The organism is Anabaena sp. WFMT, from assembly GCF_051781005.1.
Classification (GTDB): Bacteria; Cyanobacteriota; Cyanobacteriia; order Cyanobacteriales; family Nostocaceae; genus Anabaena.
This window is the reverse complement of sequence record NZ_JBPWOA010000023.1, coordinates 152,097-174,747: the sequence shown is the minus strand read 5'-3', so window position 1 is coordinate 174,747 and position 22,651 is coordinate 152,097. Positions and strand designations below refer to the sequence as shown.

Annotated in this window: 22 protein-coding genes; 11 read left to right on the top strand and 11 right to left on the bottom strand. The window is 40.0% G+C overall.

Going from position 1 to position 22,651, the window contains the following annotated elements; all coding sequences use genetic code 11:
• Positions 1-6 precede the first annotated feature (6 nt).
• Positions 7-237, top strand: a complete 231-nt coding sequence (locus ACSQ6I_RS15395; RefSeq protein WP_190907108.1) for a type II toxin-antitoxin system HicA family toxin — start codon at positions 7-9, stop codon at positions 235-237.
• Positions 230-454, top strand: coding sequence for a type II toxin-antitoxin system HicB family antitoxin (locus tag ACSQ6I_RS15390; protein ID WP_438891175.1), 225 nt, complete (start codon positions 230-232; stop codon positions 452-454). Before ACSQ6I_RS15395 ends, ACSQ6I_RS15390 begins: the two co-directional genes overlap by 8 nt.
• 93 nt (positions 455-547) lie before the next feature.
• Here ACSQ6I_RS15390 and ACSQ6I_RS15385 read toward each other — a convergent pair whose 3' ends face one another.
• From ACSQ6I_RS15385 to ACSQ6I_RS15375, 3 genes are all read right to left on the bottom strand, one after another.
• Positions 548-1,426 carry a sulfite exporter TauE/SafE family protein gene (locus tag ACSQ6I_RS15385; RefSeq protein ID WP_438891174.1) on the bottom strand — a complete coding sequence of 293 codons (879 nt, stop codon included), beginning with the start codon at positions 1,424-1,426 and terminating at the stop codon, positions 548-550.
• Positions 1,427-1,680: 254 nt separating this feature from the next.
• Complete coding sequence (locus ACSQ6I_RS15380) at positions 1,681-2,220, bottom strand: rhodanese-like domain-containing protein (protein ID WP_438891173.1); 540 nt, start codon at positions 2,218-2,220, stop codon at positions 1,681-1,683.
• A gap of 28 nt (positions 2,221-2,248) precedes the next feature.
• Positions 2,249-2,950 carry an MBL fold metallo-hydrolase gene (locus ACSQ6I_RS15375; RefSeq protein ID WP_438891172.1) on the bottom strand — a complete coding sequence of 234 codons (702 nt, stop codon included), beginning with the start codon at positions 2,948-2,950 and terminating at the stop codon, positions 2,249-2,251.
• A gap of 90 nt (positions 2,951-3,040) precedes the next feature.
• On the opposite strand from ACSQ6I_RS15375, the gene ACSQ6I_RS15370 reads away from it, so the two are divergent.
• Positions 3,041-3,373: an ArsR/SmtB family transcription factor gene (locus ACSQ6I_RS15370; RefSeq protein WP_438891171.1), complete on the top strand. Its 333-nt coding sequence runs from the start codon at positions 3,041-3,043 to the stop codon at positions 3,371-3,373.
• Positions 3,374-3,473: 100 nt separating this feature from the next.
• Here the strand turns inward: ACSQ6I_RS15370 and ACSQ6I_RS15365 are convergent, their stop codons facing one another.
• Both ACSQ6I_RS15365 and glpX read right to left on the bottom strand, forming a co-directional pair.
• Complete coding sequence (locus ACSQ6I_RS15365; protein ID WP_438891170.1) at positions 3,474-4,760, bottom strand: glutamyl-tRNA reductase; 1,287 nt, start codon at positions 4,758-4,760, stop codon at positions 3,474-3,476.
• 123 nt (positions 4,761-4,883) lie between these two features.
• Entirely contained in the window at positions 4,884-5,921 is a 1,038-nt protein-coding gene (gene glpX / locus ACSQ6I_RS15360) for a class II fructose-bisphosphatase (protein ID WP_438891235.1), read from the bottom strand.
• 215 nt (positions 5,922-6,136) lie between these two features.
• Between glpX and grxC the strand changes: the two genes are divergently transcribed.
• The 4 genes from grxC (at position 6,137) to ACSQ6I_RS15340 (ending at position 13,566) form a co-directional block, all read left to right on the top strand.
• Positions 6,137-6,451 (top strand): glutaredoxin 3, encoded by a 315-nt coding sequence (gene grxC, locus ACSQ6I_RS15355; protein ID WP_438891169.1) that lies wholly within the window; start codon positions 6,137-6,139, stop codon positions 6,449-6,451.
• 41 nt (positions 6,452-6,492) lie between these two features.
• Positions 6,493-6,978, top strand: coding sequence for a tRNA adenosine(34) deaminase TadA (gene tadA, locus ACSQ6I_RS15350; RefSeq protein WP_438891168.1), 486 nt, complete (start codon positions 6,493-6,495; stop codon positions 6,976-6,978).
• A 114-nt stretch (positions 6,979-7,092) separates the two neighbouring features.
• On the top strand, positions 7,093-7,860 hold the full coding sequence (locus tag ACSQ6I_RS15345; protein ID WP_438891167.1) for a lysophospholipid acyltransferase family protein: 768 nt from the start codon (positions 7,093-7,095) through the stop codon (positions 7,858-7,860).
• Positions 7,861-8,073: 213 nt separating this feature from the next.
• Positions 8,074-13,566, top strand: coding sequence for a two-partner secretion domain-containing protein (locus ACSQ6I_RS15340; RefSeq protein ID WP_438891166.1), 5,493 nt, complete (start codon positions 8,074-8,076; stop codon positions 13,564-13,566).
• Between the two features lie 77 nt (positions 13,567-13,643).
• Here the strand turns inward: ACSQ6I_RS15340 and ACSQ6I_RS15335 are convergent, their stop codons facing one another.
• Positions 13,644-15,794 (bottom strand): S8 family serine peptidase, encoded by a 2,151-nt coding sequence (locus ACSQ6I_RS15335; protein ID WP_438891165.1) that lies wholly within the window; start codon positions 15,792-15,794, stop codon positions 13,644-13,646.
• Positions 15,795-15,964: 170 nt separating this feature from the next.
• Here ACSQ6I_RS15335 and ACSQ6I_RS15330 point away from each other — a divergent pair, with 170 nt between their 5' ends.
• The 3 genes from ACSQ6I_RS15330 to grxD all read left to right on the top strand — a co-directional run bounded on the left by ACSQ6I_RS15330 (position 15,965) and on the right by grxD (position 17,396).
• On the top strand, positions 15,965-16,546 hold the full coding sequence (locus tag ACSQ6I_RS15330; protein ID WP_438891164.1) for a hypothetical protein: 582 nt from the start codon (positions 15,965-15,967) through the stop codon (positions 16,544-16,546).
• 186 nt (positions 16,547-16,732) lie between these two features.
• Positions 16,733-16,969, top strand: a complete 237-nt coding sequence (locus ACSQ6I_RS15325; protein WP_015214547.1) for a BolA family protein — start codon at positions 16,733-16,735, stop codon at positions 16,967-16,969.
• Between the two features lie 103 nt (positions 16,970-17,072).
• Positions 17,073-17,396, top strand: coding sequence for a Grx4 family monothiol glutaredoxin (gene grxD, locus ACSQ6I_RS15320; RefSeq protein ID WP_438891163.1), 324 nt, complete (start codon positions 17,073-17,075; stop codon positions 17,394-17,396).
• 278 nt (positions 17,397-17,674) lie between these two features.
• On the opposite strand, the gene ACSQ6I_RS15315 is transcribed toward grxD, so the two are convergent.
• Positions 17,675-17,929 carry a DUF6761 family protein gene (locus ACSQ6I_RS15315; RefSeq protein WP_015214551.1) on the bottom strand — a complete coding sequence of 85 codons (255 nt, stop codon included), beginning with the start codon at positions 17,927-17,929 and terminating at the stop codon, positions 17,675-17,677.
• 527 nt (positions 17,930-18,456) lie between these two features.
• Between ACSQ6I_RS15315 and ACSQ6I_RS15310 the strand changes: the two genes are divergently transcribed.
• Positions 18,457-19,227 carry a response regulator transcription factor gene (locus tag ACSQ6I_RS15310; protein WP_323311900.1) on the top strand — a complete coding sequence of 257 codons (771 nt, stop codon included), beginning with the start codon at positions 18,457-18,459 and terminating at the stop codon, positions 19,225-19,227.
• An 82-nt stretch (positions 19,228-19,309) separates the two neighbouring features.
• Here the strand turns inward: ACSQ6I_RS15310 and ACSQ6I_RS15305 are convergent, their stop codons facing one another.
• From ACSQ6I_RS15305 to ACSQ6I_RS15290, 4 genes are all read right to left on the bottom strand, one after another.
• Positions 19,310-20,089 (bottom strand): ABC transporter ATP-binding protein, encoded by a 780-nt coding sequence (locus ACSQ6I_RS15305; protein WP_438891162.1) that lies wholly within the window; start codon positions 20,087-20,089, stop codon positions 19,310-19,312.
• A gap of 69 nt (positions 20,090-20,158) precedes the next feature.
• Positions 20,159-20,719 (bottom strand): hypothetical protein, encoded by a 561-nt coding sequence (locus ACSQ6I_RS15300; protein ID WP_438891161.1) that lies wholly within the window; start codon positions 20,717-20,719, stop codon positions 20,159-20,161.
• 100 nt (positions 20,720-20,819) lie between these two features.
• On the bottom strand, positions 20,820-21,965 hold the full coding sequence (locus ACSQ6I_RS15295) for an RNA-guided endonuclease InsQ/TnpB family protein (RefSeq protein ID WP_438891160.1): 1,146 nt from the start codon (positions 21,963-21,965) through the stop codon (positions 20,820-20,822).
• Between the two features lie 192 nt (positions 21,966-22,157).
• The gene (locus ACSQ6I_RS15290; protein ID WP_438891159.1) at positions 22,158-22,631 is read right to left on the bottom strand and encodes a DUF4079 domain-containing protein; all 474 of its coding nucleotides are present in this window, start codon (positions 22,629-22,631) and stop codon (positions 22,158-22,160) included.
• Positions 22,632-22,651 lie beyond the last annotated feature (20 nt).

The following is a 22,651-nucleotide window of genomic DNA, read 5'->3' as shown; positions in this document are numbered from 1 at the left end:
TTAGATATGCCCAAGAAAATTAGAGAACTGAAAAGTTTATTACTCCAATCAGGGTTTACTTGTCGCACTGGAAAAGGTAGTCACACTAACTGGTATCATCCCTTGTTATCTGGGAGAGTCACTATATCAGGTAACGATGGAAAAGATGCTAAAGAGTACCAAGAGAAAGACGTTAACAATGCAATTAAAAGAATAGAAGAAATCAAAAAAGCTCAACAGGAAGAACAGAATGAATAATCATTATACGATAATTATTCAATGGTCAGAAGAAGATAAATGTTTTGTAGTAAGTCTTCCTGAATGGGGAGAGTTCTGTCATACTCATGGAGACACTTATGAGGAGGCTTTAAAAAATGCTCAAGAAGTGTTAGAAATGCTGATTTCATCTTATTTAGAAGATGGACAACCTTTACCAGAACCAGAAACTTTAGGAAAGTCATTAAAAGCAGCTTAATTGTTTTATATTTGTATAGGGTGTAGGTTGGGTTGACGTTAGGAAACCCAACATTTCAAAATATCCTTCACGTAAAGACGGAAATGCAAGTTTCTATAATTTAATATTTTTACTTTCTATTATTCCTACTTTATAACTTCCATGTTGCCAATTCACTGTCGATTTCTTTCTCTGAAATGCACTTTGATTTTGAAACAAAACAAAAGTAGCTACAGCTATTAAAAAATAACCAAAATACTTTTGCAACTTTTTACCATCAATAAACTGAGATAAATAAGCACCTAAAAAGCTGCCTAAACTGGCAGCAACAATAAACGTTCCTATTAATTGCCAATCTAATTCAACTTGTCCCAAATACCCTAAAAATCCAGCTACAGAATTAGCAACTAGAATTAATAAAGAAGTCCCAATCGCTTCTTTCATCGGCGTTTTACCTAAAATCACTAAAGCCGGAACAATCGCAAAACCTCCCCCAACTCCTACTAATCCTGTTAAAATTCCTACTCCTAATCCTTCAGTTAATAACCATAACCAGCAGTATTTACAAATTGGTGGGGGATAAAGTTCTAAATCAGGTTCTTCTGGAGATTTATTAGCAGCCTTTTGGGAACTTCTCTGAATCATTAAACCCGCTGCCAACAACATCATAATTGCAAATAGCAACATTTGTAAGCTATCGGTAATAAATGGCAAAGCTGCAATTTTTGCACCAATAAAAGCACCTAGCATGGTAGCAGAACCAAATATATATGCTTTTTTATAATTGATATTTCCCTTTTTCCAGTGGGGAATAATACCAATTAAACTCACTATTCCGACAATTACTAAAGTCATAGCAATGGCAGATTTAGTTGGTACTCCCATTACATAAACTAAAATTGGTAATGCTAATACAGAACCACCCCCACCTATTAATCCTAAACTAATACCAATACCAGATGCTAAAAGATGTCCTAATATCCATATCCACATAATTCGTAATTCGTAATTCGTAATTCGTAATTGAACTCTTTTTTTTAAATGTAGAGACGCTTTTAGGACTTACGTACTGTACAAATTTCACATAGAAATTACCTAGTTTCAGGCTTTGGGAATCGCATATTAGTGCGGTGCGTCAGATATAGAAAGTCTGTTAGATGCTCAATTATCGGGTCTGACGCACCCTACAAGATTGATAGGTTTTGTCAATTCGTAAGTCCTAGCTTGATAAAACGTCTCTTTAGATTCTATCCCTGCTGGTTGTAAGGTAATTTTGCTAATAGCATTCCCATTGCACAGGTATTCGTTACTCCGGCAAATACTAAACCTGCTCCTACAAAACCAGTTAAAATTAAAAACCAAGGAGAAACAAATGCACCTAATACCGTTCCCGTAAATACTAAGGTTCCAGCGACAATTTGCATTTGACGCATTAAACTAATGGGAGCATTTTTATTGATTTGAGTTGGATATCCTGACTGTTTCCAAGCTGTAATTCCTCCATCTAATTGCTTAAATTCTGTAAATCCAGCATTGAGAAGTTTTTTTGCTGCTTGATTTGAGCGATTTCCTGATAAACAGTAAATTACAATTTCTTTACCTTGAGTTAAAGATACTTGTTCTGGCTGAAATTTAGAAAGTGGTAAAAGTTGAGCGTTGGAAATATGTTCTGATGTATATTCTGAAGGTTCGCGTACATCTATTAGTTGGATTTTTTGTTGTTCAATCAATTTTTGAACAGTAGCAGCATCAACTAGTTGCAATTTAGTATTGATGGATGTTGTCATTGTTTTAACTTTGATGTAATTGCTAAATTTAATTGTTAACTAAAACGGCATTACCACAATGTTTATTCGCTGGTACTGCTGCCATTATTTTTTGCGGACTTGGTAAGTTTAAATTGGACATAAAGTGAATAAAACTATCTCGGCTATGTCCTTGAAATCGGGGGTTATATTTCTTTTCTTCCCTAATAGTTGAAACTGTAAAACCTTTGTAATCATGTCCTGGATAAACTAAGGTTTCATCGGGAAGTGTAAATAATTTTTGGGTGATGACATCAAATAAAGTTCCTGCATTTCCGCTTTGAAAATCCGTTCTTCCGCAACCGCGAATTAATAAGGAATCTCCGGTTAATAATCTTTCTCCATTCACTAAATAAGCTGCATGACTTTCTGTATGTCCTGGTGTTGCGATCGCTTGAATGGTTATTCCATCTAGTTGTATAATTTCTTGATCCCTAATCTGTCTATCAGCACAGGTAACAGGTGCGTTTTCTGGAACAATTCCCAAACATCCAGTTAATTGACGTAATTTACCAGTACCAGTAATATGATCTGCATGAATATGAGTTTCTAAGCAGTATCGCAACGTCAAACCTAATTCCTGAATTAGTTGTAAATCCCGTTCTACCTGTTCTAAAACTGGATCTACTAGAATCGCTGCTGCTGTTGTCTCGTCAGCGATTAGGTAAGTATATGTGCTAGATTCGTTGTCAAAAAGTTGGCGGAATAACATTTCTGTAATCGTCCTCTTGTTTTACTTATCTATTATATTACCATATAGTAGGATGATAAGTAGATAATCATCAAATATTTTTAGTCTTTTATGTCAGAGATATTTCCAAAAGCCCTGAGTCAAGTTGCAGATTATTTCAAAGTCCTGTCTGAAGTCAGTCGGTTACAGGTGTTATGTTGTTTGAAAACTGGAGAGAAGAGTGTAACCGAGATTATTACTGAAACTGGACTAGGACAGGCAAACGTGTCAAAGCATCTAAAGATTTTGACTCAAGCTGGGATTGTCAAAAGAACACCGGAAGGGGTCAGCGTAATTTATGAAATAGCTGATCCAATTTTATTCCAATTATGTGATTTAGTATGCGATCGCTTGGCCGTGAGACTCGAAGAACAAACCAAGCAGCTAGAACAGTTCAAAATGTAAGGGGACAGGGGAATTGGTAATGGGTAATTGGTGATTGGTAATGGGTAAACTTCTCCCTGCACCCTGCCCCCTGCACCCTGCCTCCTGCCTCCTCTTGATTTCAGCTAAACTGCTTCCCTGCGTCTAGGTTAAATAACATTTGCAGAGTCTGCATACAGTTTCGCCTAGCTTCAACATCTTGTTGCGCTCGCAACTGCACCATTGGGTCATGTAATATTTTATTAACAATACCTCTTGTTAAAGCCTCAATCACTTCTTGGTGTTTTTCTCCAAATTCTGAACCCAAGCGAGATAAAGCCTTTTCTAGTTCTTGTTCGCGGATAGTTTCAACTTTATTCCGCAGAGAACTAATTGTGGATACAGTTTCCAAACTACGCCACCACACATCAAAAGCTTCTACTTCTTCATCTAAAAGTTTTTCGGCTTCCTGTGCCATTTTCCGACGGCTTTCGTAATTTTGCGCTACAACCGCCTTTAAATCGTCCACATTAAAGGCTTGCACATTTGCCAAGTCATTCACATCTGCATCAACGTTACGAGGTACAGAGATATCAAATAACATCAGCGAGTGGTTTGGTTCTAAAACCATTTCCAACTTAGCGCGGTCGAGAATTGGTTCTGTTGCTGAAGTACTTGTAAATACAATATTACTTTCGGCAATTACCGTCATCATTTCCGGAAGCAGATGGATTTGGATTGGTTGTTCTGGAAACAACTTCGCTAATTCTTCAGCTCGTTCACGGGAACGATTGACAATACTGATTTGGGTTGCACCTTTAGAAATTAGGTGTTGAACGAGCAACCGGGACATTTTACCAGCACCCAAAATTGCTACACGGTAGGGAGATAAATTTTCTAATTTCATCTGGGCTAACTCCACAGCCGCCGAACTAATAGAGACTGCACCAGTGCCGATGCTAGTTTCAGTGCGAACCCGCTTACCAGCTGTTAACGCTTGTTTAAATAGGCGATTTAAAATTGTTTTTATACCATTGTATTGCTGTCCCAGTTTGTGAGTATTTTTCACCTGAGCCAGAATTTGACCTTCACCAAGGACGAGACTATCTAAACCAGCGGATACCCGCATTATATGCATTACAGCGTCGTTATGCAGCAACATAAACAGGTGTTGTCGCAGAGACACAACAGGTAACTTGCTATGCTCGGAAAGAAACTGAGTAACTTCCTGAAGACCTTGGGTGATTTCACTGCTAACAATGTAAATTTCTAGGCGATTACAGGTGCTAAGGATGGCGACTTCATCAATATGAGGATAGCTGAGAAGATGAGCGATCGCACTTTCGGTTTGAGGTTCGGGAATACTCAGCTTTTCTCTAACTTCTACAGGGGCTGTTTTATGGCTTAACCCCACCACTGCAATATTCATTTTTTAAAATTGGTAATTGGTAATGGGTAATTGGCAATGGGTAATTGGTAATGGGTAATTGGTAATGGGTAATAGTTTTTTCTCTTCCCCAATCACCAATCACCTATCACCTATCACCAGTTTCTAACGAAGTTGAATAACCTGGGGTTCGTCAACCAAGTGAACTGTATCCACAAACCGAGCAGTTTTGGATTGGCTAGAAATAACCAAGCTTTGGGTTCTAATACCACCGTGGAAGAAGCGCACACCATCCATGAGAGTTCCAGGAGTGATACCGCAACCAGCGAATAGCACGGTTTCACCAGAAGCTAATTCGTCAGCGTTATAAACCTTGTCTCCATCAGTAATACCCATTTCGTTTAAACGGGCAAGATTACCTTCTCTGCTTTCACCAATCAAACCTGTTTGGACTACAGCTGGATCATAAATCAATTGTCCTTGGAAGTGTCCACCCAAGCAACGTAAAGCAGCAGCAGAAATTACACCTTCGGGTGCAGCACCGATACCCATTAAGGCATGAATATTAGTACCAGAAAAAGCGCAACAGATAGCGGCAGAAACGTCACCATCGCTGATGAGTCTAACTCTTGCTCCAGCGGTGCGAATTTCTTGAATTAGGTCTTTGTGACGGGGACGATCCATCACTACTACCACCAATTCTTCAACAGCACGGTTTAAGCACTCAGAAAGGATTTTCAGGTTTTCTGTAGCAGATTTGTTGATATCAACTTTACCTTTAGCTGCTGGTGGTGCAGCGAGTTTCTTCATGTAGAAGTCAGGAGCAGCAAATAAACCGCCTTTTTCGGAAATTGCCAAAACCGCCATTGAGCCATTTTGACCATAAGCAACGAGGTTAGTACCTTCGCAAGGGTCAACAGCAATGTCAATTTCAACTAGTTCATCAGGGTTACAGAAGTTTTTAGCATCTGGTTGAGTACAGATACCAACTTCTTCCCCAATGTAGAGCATGGGAGCTTCGTCACGTTCGCCTTCACCGATAACAATGCGTCCGCGCATATGAATTTTGTTCATCCGTTCGCGCATGGCTTCCACTGCTACTTGGTCAGCAATGTTCTTTTCGCCCTTACCCATCCACTTCGAGGAAGCGATCGCTGCTTGCTCTACTACTTCAATAATCTCTAGCCCAAGTGTATTTTCCACAAAGTCTACCCTTTCAATTGCTTGTTTTAGCGTCGTTTTATCGGCTATTTCAGTTTTCAAGTCTACCAAAGTGCGGATACATATAGAAAAAAGTTAAGTTTTACTGCTATTAATCTCGAATGTGTCCAAGATGAAAGACAATATCCGTAATTTTGTATTTCTGCGAGAATGTTCTAGGCTAGAGGTAATTAACAAATATTTCTAAGATTCAGAATATGCTCGACTTCCTCAATTCCCTCCTTGGTCGCCATCCAGAACGTGTTCAAGCCAATGTGGAAATCTACACTTGGCAAACCTGTCCTTACTGCATCCGCGCCAAGCTGCTGCTATGGTGGAAAGGCGTTAAATTCACAGAATACAAAATTGACGGTGACGAAACAGCAAGAGCAAACATGGCAGAACGCGCCAACGGTCGCCGCAGCGTCCCCCAAATCTTTATCAATAATCAACACATAGGCGGTTGTGATGACCTTTATGCAATGGACACTAAAGGTCAACTTGATCCATTGCTAATTCAAGCCGCTACTTGACATACTCTCTGAGACTCTGCGCCTCTGCGTGATATAAATTCATGTTTCCTGAACATCCAGAATATCTAAAACATCAAAAATGGATGAATCACGCCCTAAAATTGGCACAGGTGGCAGCTGATTCAGGTGAAGTTCCCGTCGGTGCGGTAATTATTGACCCAGATGGCAAATTAATTGCCGAAGGAGAAAATAGGAAAGAACGCGACCAAGACCCCACAGCACACGCAGAAATTATTGCTATTCGCGCAGCTGCAAAAAACTTGCAAAGTTGGCGCTTGCTTCAATGCACTCTTTATGTAACTCTAGAACCGTGTCCCATGTGTGCTGGTGCGATCGCTCATGCACGTTTGGCAACACTTGTCTATGGAGTAGACGATACCAAAACTGGCGCAATTCGTACTGTTATCAACATACCTGATAGCCCAGCTTCTAATCACCGTCTACAAGTAGTTGGAGGCATTCTAGAATCAGCTTGTCGTCAGCAATTGCAGACTTGGTTTGCTACTAAGCGACAAACCCAAAATTAACGGACAGAGGTAAAACTGTCCAGATCACAATCCACAAGTTACTCAAGAAAATCTACGGTGGACATAATCAAATTTGCATCACATTTTACCCGCTAACTAGCAGCCACCGTCATCATGGAACTTTACTCTGCTTCTACTACCTCTCAATCTCAATTAACAAATCAACCCGTAAATCCTCAAGTGGCTTCTAGTACCTCAAGGATTTCGCCTTGGTTAACTCCTCTGGCGTATTTTTTGGGACGTAACTTTGTTTTACCCTTGTTTTTTGGTAACATTAACATCACTGGACAAGAAAATATCCCCGCAAATTCTCCAGTAATTCTTGCCCCTACCCACCGTTCCCGTTGGGATTCAATCCTATTACCCTACGCTGCTGGTCGTTGTGTCACCGGTCGAGATTTGCGGTTTATGGTGACAAGTAGTGAGTGTCAAGGAATACAAGGCTGGTTTGTCCGCCGCATGGGAGGTTTTCCTGTCGATACCCAACGTCCAGCGATCGCAACTCTGCGTCATGCCGTAGAATTAATTGCACAGGGAGAAATGTTAGTTATCTATCCCGAAGGTGGAATTTATCGTGATGGCAAAGTTCACACCTTAAAGCCAGGAATTTCTCGTTTAGCTTTAACTGCGGCATCTACTCACCCAGGCTTAGAAGTAAAAATTATCCCCATTAGCATCAATTATAGCCAACCTTATCCTAATTGGGGTACAGATGTGAACATTAATATTGGTGAACCCATTCAAGTTGTAGATTACATCAATGGTTGTGTCAAACGAAATGCTAAACGTCTCACAGCAGATTTAACAAATAAGTTACAACAACTAAACCATCAAGAATCAGAAATTACTTCTCATACATTTGCAGAAATTCCCAATTCCTAATTTTAAATATATTCAATAAATCACAAAATCTCCCCAACACCGTGCTGGGCAGATTTTTTATCGCATATTAATTTCAGCATTTTCTACAAACTACTCTGGAGGTTAAAAAAGCCAGCAAAACTAATTTATATACCTTAATACTTATTTACAAATTAACACCGTATATTTATTTAAGTATAATCATTTATAAAATTTGGTTTACTGATACAGCACATGAAATATAAATTGCAAAAACGCACTGATCAGTTGGGACTAGCGCAGCGTGAAGACAATCACTATCTTCCCTTCTGGCTTCTGACTTCTGCCTCCTGTCTTCTGACCATAACAGGAATGCTCACTTGTTCAAATCAGAGGGTTTTTGCTCAACTCACACCCGATAGCACATTAGGCCAAGAAAATTCAATTGTTAACAAAGTTAACGAATTCAAAGACCTCATCAATGGTGGTGCTACTAGAGGTGCAAATTTATTTCACAGTTTTCAAGAATTTAATGTTGATATAGGTAAGAGTGTTTATTTTGCTAACCCTACAGGAATTGAAAATATATTAACTCGTGTCACTGGTGCTAATGTTTCCAATATTTTCGGAAAATTAGGAGTAGAAGGAACCGCAAATTTATTTTTAATCAACCCCAATGGAATACTTTTTGGTAAAAATGCTAGTTTAGATATTCGTGGTTCATTTACTGCTACAACTGCTAATAGCATCAAGTTAGGAGAAAATGGTTTATTTAGCGCGACTCATCCCCAAAGCAGTAATTTATTAACCATTCAACCAGGGGCATTATTTGTTAATGCTTTAAAAAATCAACAAGCAGAAATTAGAAATGAAGGTAATTTACAAATTGGCGATAGTAAAACCCTCACACTATTAGGAGTAAAAGTTAATATTAGTGGTGAATTAACTAGTACAGGAGGAACAATTCAAATTTTAGGAAAAGATATTAATTTAGTTGATAATGCCTTGATTAATGTTTCATCGCCAACAAATGCAGGCAATGTTTTTATCGGTGGTAATTTTCAAGGTAAAGGCAAAATCTCCAATGCTTTAAATACCTATATCGGAGAGGGAGTCAAGATTAAAGCTGATTCTCTGAATAATGGTAATGGTGGAAATGTCATTGTTTGGGCAGATAGATTAACAGGATTTTATGGAGATATTACCGCTAAAGGAGGTCAATTTTCTGGGAATGGGGGATTTGTGGAAGTATCAGGAAAAGATAATTTAATTTTTCGAGGGAATGTTGATACTAGCGCCATCAATGGTTTAACAGGCACATTATTAATTGACCCAACTGATATTATTATTGCTGATGGGAGTGGCACATCAGTAACAGATACTGCGAGTGATACGCAGACAATTTATAAAACAACTCTAGAGGGTTTATCAGGAAATAATAATCTAATTTTAGAAGCAAATAATAATATTTTTATTCAAGATTTGACTGACAATCAATTAAATTTGAATGGAGGTTTAGCCAGCGTTACATTTATTGCAGATGCGGATCAAGATGGGGTTGGTGACTTTACCATGATTGATCAAGCAGATACCATTAAAACTAATAAATTTTTGGGGCTATTTCTATTTCCTGTTCCTGGTCGAAATCTGGAAATAAAAGGAGTGAATTTAACCATTGGCAATATTGATACTAGCTCATATATAGGTGGTGGAAATATTACACTAACTGCGATTGACAATATCGCAGCCCAATCCCTCAATGCTTCTGCCGTGTTTGATGGAAATAGAGTGAATGCGGCAAGGGATGGAGGTACTATATCTTTGTTGGCTGGAGGAAGTATTACCACACAATCCCTTAATTCTAGAGCATATTCAGCGTTGGGCAATGTCGGAAATGGTGGGGATATTACCCTCACATCTTTTGGCAATATCTCTACAGACTATCTAGATTCTTCATCAAATTCTTCTAATGGCAATGTCGGAAATGGAGGGAATATTACCCTCATATCTTCTGGAAATATCTCTACTCAATCCCTAAATTCTAGCGCATCTTCAAATGAAAATACTGGAAATGGTGGGAATATTAACCTTACATCTTCTGGAAATCTCTTTACACAATCCCAAAATTCTAGCGCATCTTCAACTTTCGGCAATACAGGAAATAGTGGAAATATTACCATTACATCTTCTGGAAATATTTCTACTCAATCCCTAAATTCTAGAGCATTTTCAACTTTCGGTGGTAATACTGGAAATAGCGGAAATATTACCATTACATCTTCTGGCAATATCTCTACAGAATCCCTAGATTCCAGCCTAAAGTCTGATTCTGATGGTCTAAATTATAGCGGCTCAATTTCTCTCATAGCTGATGGTGATATCTTTACACAATCCCTAAATTCCCGTGCCGATTCTGCTGAGTATGGGAGTGCCGGAAATAGTGGATTAATTTCTTTAATTGCTGGAGGTGACATCTCTACAGAATCCGTAAATTCTGGCTCATTTTCTGATTTTGGCAACGCAGGTAATGGAGGGGTAATTTCCGTGAATGCTGGAGGAAATATCTCTGCACAATCCCTAAATTCTCAATCATTGTCTAGTTCTGGAAAGGCAAGTAATGGCGGCACGATAACTCTCCAAGCTAACGGAAATATTTTTACACAATCCCTAAACTCCTCCTCATTTTTATCTAGTTTATTGGGTGCTGGCAATATAGGTAATGGTGGGATAATTTCTCTAACGGCTGGTGGTGACATCTCCACACAATCCCTAAACTCCTACTCATCCTCTGTTTCATCTAGCAATGTAGAGAATGGTGGAGCGATGCCTGCGGCGGGCGGAGCCATCGCACTCAATTCTGGTGGTAGCATCTCTGTATATGATCTCAACTCCTACTCATTTTCTAATGGTGGAACTGTAGAAAATGGCGGGGCAATTACACTAAACGCTAACAAAGAGATTAATTTAAGAAATATTAATGCTTCGGGTAAAACTGGTAGTGAGATTAGCATCATCAGTCAAACTCAAGACTTCTCCTTAGAAAATTTCACCATCAATAGCAACGCTAAAGGCAATGGTAATGGTGGTAATATTTTCATTTCTGCCCCTTCAGTTAATTTAACCAAAACTGAATTAACTACCACATCCGCAGGGATTGGTAATGCTGGTAAGATCACAATCAAAGCTGAAAATACAGTATTTCTTGAGCAAAGTCGGTTGTTTACCTCTTTAGACCCAGGAGCGGTTGGTAACGGCGGTGAAATTAGAATTGAAGCCGGAACAATCAATCTCACAAACCTCTCCTTCATTGATACCGCCAGCTTCGGACAAGGGCAAGCAGGTAACGTTTTTCTGATTGGCAAAGATGCTATATCTCTTAACAACAGTAATATTTTCAGTATTAGTGCTGGAATTGGCGACGGTGGTAATGTTCAGGTGAAAGCAGGAGGTTTAATATCCCTATCTAATCAAAGTAATATCAGCACAATAGTTAGCAACCGTGCTATTGGTAATGGTGGTAACGTTAGCATTGACTCCTCAACCCTTTCTTTGACTGAGGGTTCCCAACTACAAGCATTAACAAAAGGTCAGGGTAATTCTGGCAATATTCAACTTCATGTCAAGAATGGAATTAATATTTCTGGGATTGGTAATGATGGTTTTTTGAGTGGAGTTTTCACTTCATCAGAAGCTAATAGTCAAGGACAAGGTGGTAATATTGAAGTCAAAACCGCAGGAACTTTACTAGTAGAAAAAGGCGCAGTATTGAATGCCCAAACTGCCAGTATTTTCAATGGTGGTGATATTACTGTTAATGCCAAAACTCTTGAATTGAGAGATGGAGGGCAATTACTAACCAATACCTTTAATAGTGGCAACGCAGGTAAGATCATAGTTAATGCTAATGATGGAGTATTAATTACAGACATTGACCCCAATTTTGACCAGCGAGTTTCCCCTCCTCTTCCCATCAGAGATAATGTTCCTATTCGTCACCTTTCTATCTTAAATCAAGTCAATCCCAATAACTCTATCAACACTGCCCAAGCACTTGAAGATAACTCATTCTCTTTGGATAGTTTTAATGATATTAATCCTGATGTAGAGTTGTCTAGCAAAATTCCCTACGTATCAATTTCTGGGCAATTTGCAGCAGTAGATGAAGCTAATATTTACTCCTTTCAAGTTACAGCCGGGACACGAGGAATTTTCGATATTGATAACGGCATAAAACTCGGTGATTCTCCAGAACCAGTAAAAACATTTCTTCAGCTATTGGATAGTCAAGGTAGAGTATTAGCAGAAAACAATAGTAATTCTGATGCCTTGGGAGCAGGTGGAAGTAATAGTTATAACTTAGATCCCTATCTCAAGTACATTTTTACTCAATCTGGTACTTACTTTCTTAAGGTGATCAAATTCCCCGGCAATCAGTATAGTCTTGCGCTTGGGTCAGCAGCTACAGTTACCTTTCTTAACAGTCCCACTGGCACTTACAATCTACAGGTTTCCCTTGAAAGTCCTAGTATTGCGGCCAGCGTGATTAATAACTCTGCCAATAGTGGCTTATTTGCGCGTACAGAAGGCAGTGGTGTAGCCGGAGATATTTCAATCAATACCAACAACCTTCAAATAGCGAATAATGCACTATTATCAGCTAAAACCGCAAGTAGCGGTAATGGTGGCAGTGTTATAGTTAATACCAATACATTTTCAGCCGTTAATGGTGGACAATTGATTACCACAACTTCTGGTAGTGCTAAAGCTGGAAATATCATCATGAAAGTAAAAGATAATATTACTTTAGATGGTGAAAAAACTGGATTATTTGCCAATACAGAACCTGGTTCAACTGGTGATGGTGGTAGTGTTAATATTGACCCGGAAACGTTTATCATCAAAAACGGTGCAGGAATAGGAGTAAATAGTCAAGGAAGTGGGAAAGGTGGAAATATTTCTCTGCAAGCAGGGACTCTAAGTTTAGATAATCAAGCCTTTATCACAGCCGAAACGGCCAGTAACCAAGGTGGAGAAATAAATCTCAATATTCAAGATTTATTATTATTGCGAAATAACAGCCGCATCACAGCAACTGCGGGTACAAATGGTGCAGGAGGAGATGGCGGAAATATCAATATCAATGCTCCCTTTATTGTGGCTTTTCCAAATGAAAATAGCGATATTACCGCTAATGCTTTTCAAGGTAATGGTGGTCAAATCAATATTACAACTAACGCCATCTTTGGACTAGAATATCGTCCTCAATTAACTCCAAAAAGTGATATTACAGCATCCTCTCAATTTGGATTAAGTGGTCAAGTGACAATTAATCGTTTAGATGTTGATCCATCCAAAGGTTTAGTTACATTACCAAGCAGTTTAATAGATCCTACTAGTCAGTTAGCTCAAGGGTGTAAAGGTGATGCAAAAATAGCAGGTCAACAGAATAAATTTACCATTGTCGGACGGGGTGGATTACCATCTAATCCTAGTGATTTATTGACAGGGACAACACCGTTAGTAGATTTAGTAGATGTAGTTTCTAGTCAGGAAATAACCAAGCAAGAGATAACACCAGTTGTTATGAATAATGAACACAAAAATATCAAACCTCCTTTAATTCAGGAAGCGCAAGGATGGATAATTACTGCTGATGGTAAGGTAATTCTCACAGCAGAAGCACAAACAGTTACACCGCAAAACTCAGGTTTAAATCATCCGGGGTGTCATATTTCTAGTCAACAATGAGGAAGTGATAGTTTGAATTTTGCTATCATTTTTAAAAACTCTTTTTCTCTGTGACTCTGCGTGAAAAAAAATGTTTATTATCCCCCATATCCTATAACTAATTTCCAGCCATTGAGTATGCCTACATCTTGAGGTGAATAATCAATAACTTGTAATTGCCAATTTCCCTTAGCTGGGAGAGAGAGTAATTGTTTAAGGACGGGATGCGATCGCACACTATAAGTCCTTTCTAACAGAGTCTGTCTGCCCAGAGTCCGACTTTGCAACAAAACTTGCTGATTATTGGGTGCAATTAAATAAACTTCCAAATCACCTAAAAAATCGTGGGTGATATTTACAGTCACCTGAATATCTGCAACAGTTACATTATCATTCAGAGCGATGCCTTCGGCGAGCACAGCGATCGCACTCCTAACTCCCTGTTTATCATCATCAGGAATCCAAACTTGACTTTTATTCTCAACTCGGACTTCTTTACTGGGACTCAATACCACTGTACGCAACTGCTGTGCCACCCGTACAGCCTTAGCAGCATTCACCTTCCCATAACCAAACCATAGACAATGACCATTACTATCATAAGTACCACCACGTAAACCCAGTTGCGGGTCAGCTTCAGGGTCAACAATTTTATCAGTAGTTTCTTGCAAAATGCGGTGGACTTGTTGAGCCGTCAAATCAGCGTTAGCTGACAAAATTAACGCTGCAACCCCAGCCACTACCGGAGTCGCACTAGAAGTACCACCAAAGTTATTGGTAAAGTTACCTTGGTTATAGCCAGCGCTTCCCAATTGGTCGGTTGTGAAAATTCCTAACCCCGAAAGAGAAGAAGTGATTGTCGGTTGTGTATAGACAAAACCCGTTTCCTGAAACCACATTCCCGGTGGCGCATTATTACTAGGCGCACATACAGAAATATTAGTCCCCCAATTACTATAAGCAGCTTTTTTATTCAAACTCGTAGAAGCCGACACAGCAATTACATCTGGATGAATAGCAAAACCACTCAACCAATTCGTCTTACCTGCTAATATATTTTTCGGCCAATTCTGCTCATTTACAGTCCCACTAATTGGGCGATTAGCATTACCTGCCGCAAATATAATTACACATCCTTTGCCATTACGTCCCTTAGTCGCAGCGCGTGTGATAGCCGCCTTTTGGCGCAAAGACAAAGGGAAATAAACAGCAGAAGCTCCCCAGCTACAAGAAATTACACTCGCACCCTGATCAATTGCCCAATTAAATATATCCTCAATTGATTCATCATCCAAAAACCCAGTCGTGCGAATTGGCATTAATGCACAACCAGGAGCAACCCCCACAATTCCCATACCATTTTCTTCTGCCACAGCTAGTCCCGCACAAGCAGTACCGTGACTAGTTTCCTGATCCTCTGGTAAAGGTATAAAGTCATTTTCTTTCAAATCTTTAGGAGCAACAACTTTACCCATACCTTGAAAATCTGGGTGATTCAAATCAAAAGAATCATCCACCACCGCCACAACTATAGAGCGCACACCACGCGTAATATCCCAAGCTTGTTCCACAGAAATATGAGAACCCACACCCAACTGATTACCACTATTGTGGTTGAGATACCACTGTTGGGAATAGAGAGAATCATTGGGTTTGTAATTTGGTTCCTGCTGAATGAAAATATTCGGTTCCGCTGCTAAAACTTCTGGGAGTGCTTGCAACTGGTTAGTAATCTTGATCGGATTTTCTGTTGCTTGTTTGCTAATGAGAAATACAAACGTGTTAGGTAGTCCTAATACTTGTTGATATTCAATTAAGCTGAAAGTATTGGCTATAGTATTAATCTTGGCAAAGTCTACCCAAGTAGCAAATTGAATTGTAATTTGGTCACTTAGATAAACGTAAGTGCCTGGATTATCTTTAAATTTATAAACATGACTAGCAAAAGCAACATTTTCGTCAGCCCGTGCTTGAGACATGGCCACCTCTAACTGACCGGGTTCAACAGAGAATAATTCTAGTTTGGCTCTAGGAATAGTGTGCCGCCAAACACCCCAAGAAAACTGAGATAATTGCTCAGGCAGAAAGTCCGCAGTTGGACGAATGGTGAAGCGATATAGAACTTTTTCTAAAATCAACTCTTCACCACCGCGTTGTAAAACCGCACCCAGACTACTGGCGGGTACACCTGTGGGTTGAGAATCAGAAGAACTGATGCGTTGGGGTAGCCTACCGTAGGTATCGCTCATAGAGAATATTTTCGTGAATATACAGGGGGCAGGGAACTCTCTTCAACCAATTTCTAGTCTAAATCAGAGAAACTTGTTCTATAGTTTTCCTGTATCTGAGACACAATCAGAGTTAAGATACCCGAAGTTTCCATAAATTTTTTATAGACTTGTTACACTAAATTAATCCCATGAACCTTGCTGCTGCTTTCTTAATTCCCTTCACTTCTTTATCATTCATCACCTTCCTGAGTCTACTATCACCTGTGCAAGCTCAGGTAATACAGTTACCCAGCACCAATAATCAAGCACAACCTATTGATGCCAACGAATCTAACACCCTCCGTCCAACCAGTCAAAGTAACAGTGTGTTGAGTATAGAGGGAGGCCAGCGACTTCTCAAAGAGTCAGATGATGCCGTTTCTGCTCAAAAATATGACGTTGCTGCTAAAAAACTTCAGGAAGCACGTCAAGTTTTTAATCAGCTATCTAATTTTTATCAGGATCTCAACTCCAGCTTTTCGGGCATAGATATTAGAGTATCCGATTCCCAGCGCAAGAAAGCCTTAGAAAGCGCCCAACTGCGAGATGATGCTACCTATCGTTTGGCCTTGGTACATCGGGCTTTAAATCAGCCAGAATTAGCAGTACCTTTGTTAGTTCAAATTATTAAGAGTCAAAACCCCACACGGGAACTAGGTAAAAAAGCTTATCAACAGTTGTTTGAATTAGGTTTTGTTGATACAGCTTACCCCAGACAAGGCACAAAATAATTTCATGAAGCAGGGAGCAGAAGAGGCAGGGGTGCGGGGTGCGGGGTGTAGAGGAGAAAGTTTTCCCCCCTTGCACCCTGCTGCGTTTACTATGACCAATCCCCAATCTTGGCAACATTCAAGTTGGTACAGGCATTTGCTCCATATCTGTTCATAATAGAGAAGTAAGTTTTTTCAGGAATGGCGATGATTACTCCGCAGCAGGTTGAGGCAATGATCAAGGCAGGACTGCCAGATGCCCAGGTTGAGGTGCAGGACTTGACTGGTGGTGGAGACCACTATCAGGTGACAGTAGTTTCATCGCAGTTTGCAGGTAAGGGACTGGTGCAACAACACCAGTTAGTTTATGGTGCATTGCAGCAAGCTATGTCAACCGAAGCGATTCATGCCTTGGCTCTCAAGACATCTACTCCTCAAGCTTAACTACTAATAGACTGATTTTAGTTAATCATTCAGCTAATAGCTGACGGCTAAACGCCATTGATTTTTGATTTGTGAACCGCAACAACAAAGGAAACAAAAAACCATGACCCCAGAACTTAAAGAGAGAATTGATAACTTGTTACAAGAAAACAAGATTATGGTTTTCATGAAGGGAAATAAGTTAATGCCTCAATGTGGTTTTTCCAACAATGTGGTGCAGATTCTTAATACATTAGGCGTTCCTTTTGAGACAATTGATGTTCTTTCAGACCAAGATATTCGTCAAGGTATTAAAGAATATTCCAACTGGCCAACAATTCCCCAAGTATATATTAATGGTGAATTTATTGGCGGTTCTGATATTTTGATTGAAATGTATCAAAAAGGTGAATTACAGCAAATGGTGGAAGTTGCATTAGCTTCCTAATATTTTTCAATTCATTCAGTTTTACTGCCCTTAAAAATGAGGAATATCTCCATTTTTAGGGGCTTTTTGGTGGGTTAGGGTATATCTCATGTGATAACTTAGTCCTCAACCTGAAAACCATCAAAAATCCCCTCTATGTTATGAAACTGAGGGGATGTTCTTTATAAATTACAGTATTTACAAAATTCCATACCTCTGGATACAGTTGACCAATACAAAAAATATGCTATGATCATCTGCGGCAATACAGGATTGTTACCGATTCAGTCTACCGTTGTTCAGTAGTATCCATGTTGTCGTTCTGGCTCTGGTTGGGTCATGGCAAAGTTTGAAGCATCGTACAGGTAGCGGCTTGCTTCCTCCTCTAAGCGATGAATCAAGTAGGCATCAATGGCGTTACCCTGTCTTAGTGCGGCTAGATACCCATCCAAATACATCCGCATATCATCCATACGATAACCGCGATTCCATAACTCGACGAAGGCGTCGGTAAGTCTTTGGTAATAGCGGATGGTTTGTGTGTCTTGGAGCATAACTGCTGTATTAATCTCGTGGGAATGAGAATTGTAAATGATTCACGCTCGAAAATGAAGTATGACTTCCTCCTTAAGTATTAACCCAAAGTTAAGATTTTAACGTTGGGTCTGACCCCTCATTTGCTAAAAACTTAATTACATCCTATGCCAAAAAAGCTAAAATATGATTAGTTGGTAACTTATTTTTATGGTTTTGGCTGTTAATAGCTTGATTTATGCTTGTAATTAAAGTTCATAATCAGTACAAAGTATAATCTGTACCCTAAGGTTGATAGACATTTCAGATAGCTTTTGCCTAGCCTAAAAATAGTTTTTCAAACTTATCATCAAAAAATTTTGATAAGTTTCACATAAAAATTCAGAATATTGCTAATTTGGCGGTAGACAAAGGGAAAATTAAATTTATTGCAAGGTTTTGTGTGGATGAATGTGAAGATTATATCAGTTGAAGTAACAAAGGCTACAAAACCTTGGGCTTGAGATTGTTAATTTGAGAGTCATCGACGCTAAGGGGTCTTGCCACTGTGGGTTCGGTTTGTATTGAAATCGTTGAGGGGAATCCCCATCTGAGGTCGTTGCTTGGTTGGCACTTGCAACAACTGGAATACCGAGTACATCAAGCCGCCAGCATTTATCAAGCAAGGGAAGTGTTTCTAAGCCATCAACCGACGCTAGTCATTCTAGATGCGGATTTGCCAGATGGTGACGGTATCGAATTTTGTCGTTGGTTGAATCGTCAGCAACAGCCTCTAATTTTAATGCTATCTGCCCGCAACAATGAAGCTGATATTGTCGCCGGCTTAAAGGCAGGAGCAGATGATTACTTGAGCAAACCTTTTGGAATGCAAGAGTTTTTGGCTAGAGTAGAGGCGCTGATTCGCCGTAACCGCACACCCACTGCACCAGCTTACTTGGATTATGGCACTTTGCAAATAGATTTGGTTCAGCGCCGAGTCCGTTTTCAAGGGGAGTTTATTGACTTAACACCCCAGGAATTCAGTTTGCTGTATGTTTTGGCTCAAGCGGGAGGAGTACCTTTGAGTAGGTCGGAGTTACTGCGTCGTGCTTGGCCTGACGCTATTGATAATCCGCGTACCATTGATACTCATGTTTTGTCACTGCGGAAAAAGGTGGAACTTGATCCGAGACAACCCAGCTTAATCCAAACTATCCGCAATGTGGGATACCGATTTAACATGGAAACTTTGAATGCTAATGTTCCGCAATCACAAACAAAGTTAGCGAAAGAGAGATTCAGCAATCCACGTTCAACACTTGCGACTCAAATCTCTTAATGATGACTGGGGACTGGGGACTAGGAACATGGGGAAATAATTACGAATTACGAATTACGAATTACGAATTACGAATTACGAATTACCACTCCTCAGATGCTTGATTTTCTGCTTGTATTAAACGGGCTTTTAAGTTCTCCCAGTCTAGCTCAGAGGTTGATTGATTTGCCAACAGTTGACCTTGCTGGAGATGTAATAAACGGGTGCAAAATTCTTGGGCTAGGTCAAGCTGGTGATTTACCATCAAAATTGAAGTTGTAGGGGTTTGAGTTAGTTGGGTGAGGATGTTCATCAAAAGGGAAGCTTTGCCTGTATCTAAGGCGCTGGTAGGCTCGTCTAGGAGTAAGATTTTAGGTTGGATGACTAAGGCACGAGCGATCGCTACTAATTGTCTCTGTCCGGCTGAAAGTTGTACTTCAGTGCGTCCTAACCATTCTTCAGGAATTTGCAGTTGTTCTTGCCAATAACCGACTCGTTCCTGAATTTTCTGCTTAGACAAACCACGCAAAACTAAAGGATAAGCCAAGGCTTCCCTAACTGTCATCCCCAACAACTTAATTTCTTGCTGTACAAGTGTTACCTGTTGACGTAGCTGAATAATTGGAATTTGCCGATATTCCTGATTTTCAAGATGAATTTTACCGCTAGTGGGTTCAGTGAGACGGTTGAGAAGACGCAATAAGGAAGTTTTGCCAGCACCAGCAGTACCGACAATAGCAATGCGATCGCCTGAAAAGACCTCGAATGAAATATCCTGTAAAATGGGATATCCCGGTAAATTACTCTGAGTCTGACTTTTCAGCCTCGCAGACAAATTAACTTGCTCTAGTCTGAGTACGGTTTTTGCAGTCAAATTATCCAAGGGGAATAGGGGGCAGGGAGCAGGGGAGCAGAGAGGCAGGGGAGAAAATTACGAATTACGAATTACGAATTACGAATTACCAAGAATTGCTGTATTGATAGTCCAAACATCTACCAATAACAGCAGCAGAGTACAAGCAAATAAAATGAGATACATCCAAGGTTGTGCTAGAGGACGAACATCTTTAGTATCAATGCCTGTTTTAGTTTGTACGATTTTGACTAAACGGGCAAATCCAGCCACACGCATTGGGAGCAGATAAGCTTTTCCGTCTTGGCTGAGAAAATAATAAATTATACCCCCTTGACCAGTCGTGCGGGGTTTTAAACTTTTAATATCTGACCAAGGTAAAGACCAACCTTTGCGAAAGAAGCGGGGAACCCAAATGGGATAAGTTACTTGGATTTCCTGATCGTCTACTATCACTCTTTCAGTTAAGACCGCATATAGTCCTACAAAACCGATGATAATTCCTACCCACAATAATGCTGGTGGTGTGGGTGCGGCTGTCGCTTGAGCTAAAAAAGGTAAGGGGACTGTGAGTGCCAGGTATAGACTCAACAGAGTGATTCTAATCAAGGGAGACAGACGAAAAACAGAAGTTGAGTTATCGGTTAAGTTTGCTGTCACGGCTAGATTTTCATGCTTTTTTCTTTCTTATTCTAAACAATTACCAATTACCCAACTATGTTGACATACTCCCCAGCCTAAAGGCATGGGGATTCTAGGCTCAAACAGCAATTGCAGGCATAGCCTGTCTGACATCGCCTAACCTAATGGATGATGCCCCAACCATTTGAATATTACGTGCTGCGTTTTCGTCTCTCCCGTTAACTGATTGACATGACGGACAACGCCACTCTCTGACTGATAAATCCAAGTTTTCTAAAACGTGCCTACAACTAGAGCAAGTTTTACTACTGGGATACCACTGGTCGATGAAAACAACCAGGTTATTTTTCTTTTTGGCAACCCATTCTAAGATTTGTAGAAACTCACCAAACGCCAAGTCCGATATTTTTCTACCCCAAAGTCGCTGCATTCCCTTGAGGTTTAAAGTCTCAAAACACAGTACATCAAACTTGTCTGTTAACTCATGGGCTAACTTCCAGAACCAGTCACGCCGACGATTAGAGATATCCTCATACTTGCGTACTAAATTCTTTCTTGCTCGTTCCCTGTTGGATGAGCCTTTTAGCTTTTTAGAGTGTTGCCTAGCCGCTTTGGTGATGGCATTTAGGGACTGTTTGAAAAACTGGGGAGACTCAATCTTAGTACCGTCTGTTCGCGTAGCATCTCCGGAGGAGAAACAAGTGAGAAATGTTTTCAGCCCAAAGTCAAAGCCCGCGATTCTACCCGTCTTAACTTCAACTTCTGGGCTACCATCATCAACAACCACGACCATAAACAATTCACCCAAGGTCGTGCGTTTAATAGTTAGGGTTTTGACTGTTCCCTCAATCTCTCTAGACTTCCAAAATTGATAAACTTTACTACCAATTTTTACCCTGTTACCACTCAAAAACTTATACCCTGCTTGCTTAAGGGTGAAGGATTTGTACTTTTTAACCTTCTTGAATCCTGGTGGTCTTACTCCTTTCTTGTTGTGCTTGAAAAACAATTGATAGGCTTTGTCAATCCGTTGACAAATATCTTGCACTGCCTGTGATCCTACCTGCTGCCAAAATGAATTACGCTTTCTCAATTTGGCAATGTGTGACTGAAGTTTTGCACAACTCAAATACTTGCCATACATCCGGTAGTAGCGTCGATGGAGGGCAATGCAATGGTTATAAATCACCCCAGCAGCATTAATTGTGCGCTTGAGGTGTCTATTCCGCTTGTGTTGATAGAGCTTAAACTTCAGTGTTTTCATATCGCCCATGATACCATAAATGGGTAGCCGATGGATAGCAGCATGAAAGAAAGACTGAGTGTACGGGTTGACCCTCAAAGACTTGAAAAACTGAGAAAGGTCGCCAAACAGAAGCGAAAAACTATGACTCAAATGATTGAAGACTGGATTGATCGGTTGCAGGAAGAAAAGCCGTCCTAGAAGGACGGGGCTTTAGACCCAATTTTTCGGTAAATATTTTTGGACTACAGTCCAACCAGTTAAAGAAACCCAAGCAAAACCTATAAATAACAAGATATTTAAACCAATATGTAAAGGTCTAGCCCAAGGCTTTCTTGTGCTAATTTGGGTGGCACTAAAAGCTGATATTAACACCAATCCTACGACGATTAATCCAGCGATCAAGTGTGATGAGTGTCCCAAAGAGCCAAAATGACCTAAGGTGCCGACAATACCAACGGCGAGAAGTAGCAGCACTAGACTAACCATTGTGATGCCAATGATGTAGTGTAGTAATCTGATACTGCTATTTCCATCTATCACTGGGATGTCGAAAGGAGATTGTCCTGTTTTTCTCACTCTAAACATCCAAATACCAGTAATTGCTAAAAATAAATATGCCAATAGTGACAGCCCCATAGACCATGCGGCTATTTTCCATAACCAGAGAAAAGAAGGTAGATTCATAATAAAAGTTGAGTAAAGGA

Bases quoted from the DNA above. Each gene is read 5' to 3' on its own strand.
- ACSQ6I_RS15395 (WP_190907108.1), top strand. From the start codon at position 7: ATGCCCAAGAAAATTAGAGAACTGAAAAGTTTATTACTCCAATCAGGG.
- ACSQ6I_RS15390 (WP_438891175.1), top strand. From the start codon at position 230: ATGAATAATCATTATACGATAATTATTCAATGGTCAGAAGAAGATAAA.
- ACSQ6I_RS15385 (WP_438891174.1), bottom strand. From the start codon at position 1,426: ATGTGGATATGGATATTAGGACATCTTTTAGCATCTGGTATTGGTATT.
- ACSQ6I_RS15380 (WP_438891173.1), bottom strand. From the start codon at position 2,220: ATGACAACATCCATCAATACTAAATTGCAACTAGTTGATGCTGCTACT.
- ACSQ6I_RS15375 (WP_438891172.1), bottom strand. From the start codon at position 2,950: ATGTTATTCCGCCAACTTTTTGACAACGAATCTAGCACATATACTTAC.
- ACSQ6I_RS15370 (WP_438891171.1), top strand. From the start codon at position 3,041: ATGTCAGAGATATTTCCAAAAGCCCTGAGTCAAGTTGCAGATTATTTC.
- ACSQ6I_RS15365 (WP_438891170.1), bottom strand. From the start codon at position 4,760: ATGAATATTGCAGTGGTGGGGTTAAGCCATAAAACAGCCCCTGTAGAA.
- grxC (WP_438891169.1), top strand. From the start codon at position 6,137: ATGCTCGACTTCCTCAATTCCCTCCTTGGTCGCCATCCAGAACGTGTT.
- tadA (WP_438891168.1), top strand. From the start codon at position 6,493: ATGTTTCCTGAACATCCAGAATATCTAAAACATCAAAAATGGATGAAT.
- ACSQ6I_RS15345 (WP_438891167.1), top strand. From the start codon at position 7,093: ATGGAACTTTACTCTGCTTCTACTACCTCTCAATCTCAATTAACAAAT.
- ACSQ6I_RS15340 (WP_438891166.1), top strand. From the start codon at position 8,074: ATGAAATATAAATTGCAAAAACGCACTGATCAGTTGGGACTAGCGCAG.
- ACSQ6I_RS15335 (WP_438891165.1), bottom strand. From the start codon at position 15,794: ATGAGCGATACCTACGGTAGGCTACCCCAACGCATCAGTTCTTCTGAT.
- ACSQ6I_RS15330 (WP_438891164.1), top strand. From the start codon at position 15,965: ATGAACCTTGCTGCTGCTTTCTTAATTCCCTTCACTTCTTTATCATTC.
- ACSQ6I_RS15325 (WP_015214547.1), top strand. From the start codon at position 16,733: ATGATTACTCCGCAGCAGGTTGAGGCAATGATCAAGGCAGGACTGCCA.
- grxD (WP_438891163.1), top strand. From the start codon at position 17,073: ATGACCCCAGAACTTAAAGAGAGAATTGATAACTTGTTACAAGAAAAC.
- ACSQ6I_RS15315 (WP_015214551.1), bottom strand. From the start codon at position 17,929: ATGCTCCAAGACACACAAACCATCCGCTATTACCAAAGACTTACCGAC.
- ACSQ6I_RS15295 (WP_438891160.1), bottom strand. From the start codon at position 21,965: ATGAAAACACTGAAGTTTAAGCTCTATCAACACAAGCGGAATAGACAC.
- ACSQ6I_RS15290 (WP_438891159.1), bottom strand. From the start codon at position 22,631: ATGAATCTACCTTCTTTTCTCTGGTTATGGAAAATAGCCGCATGGTCT.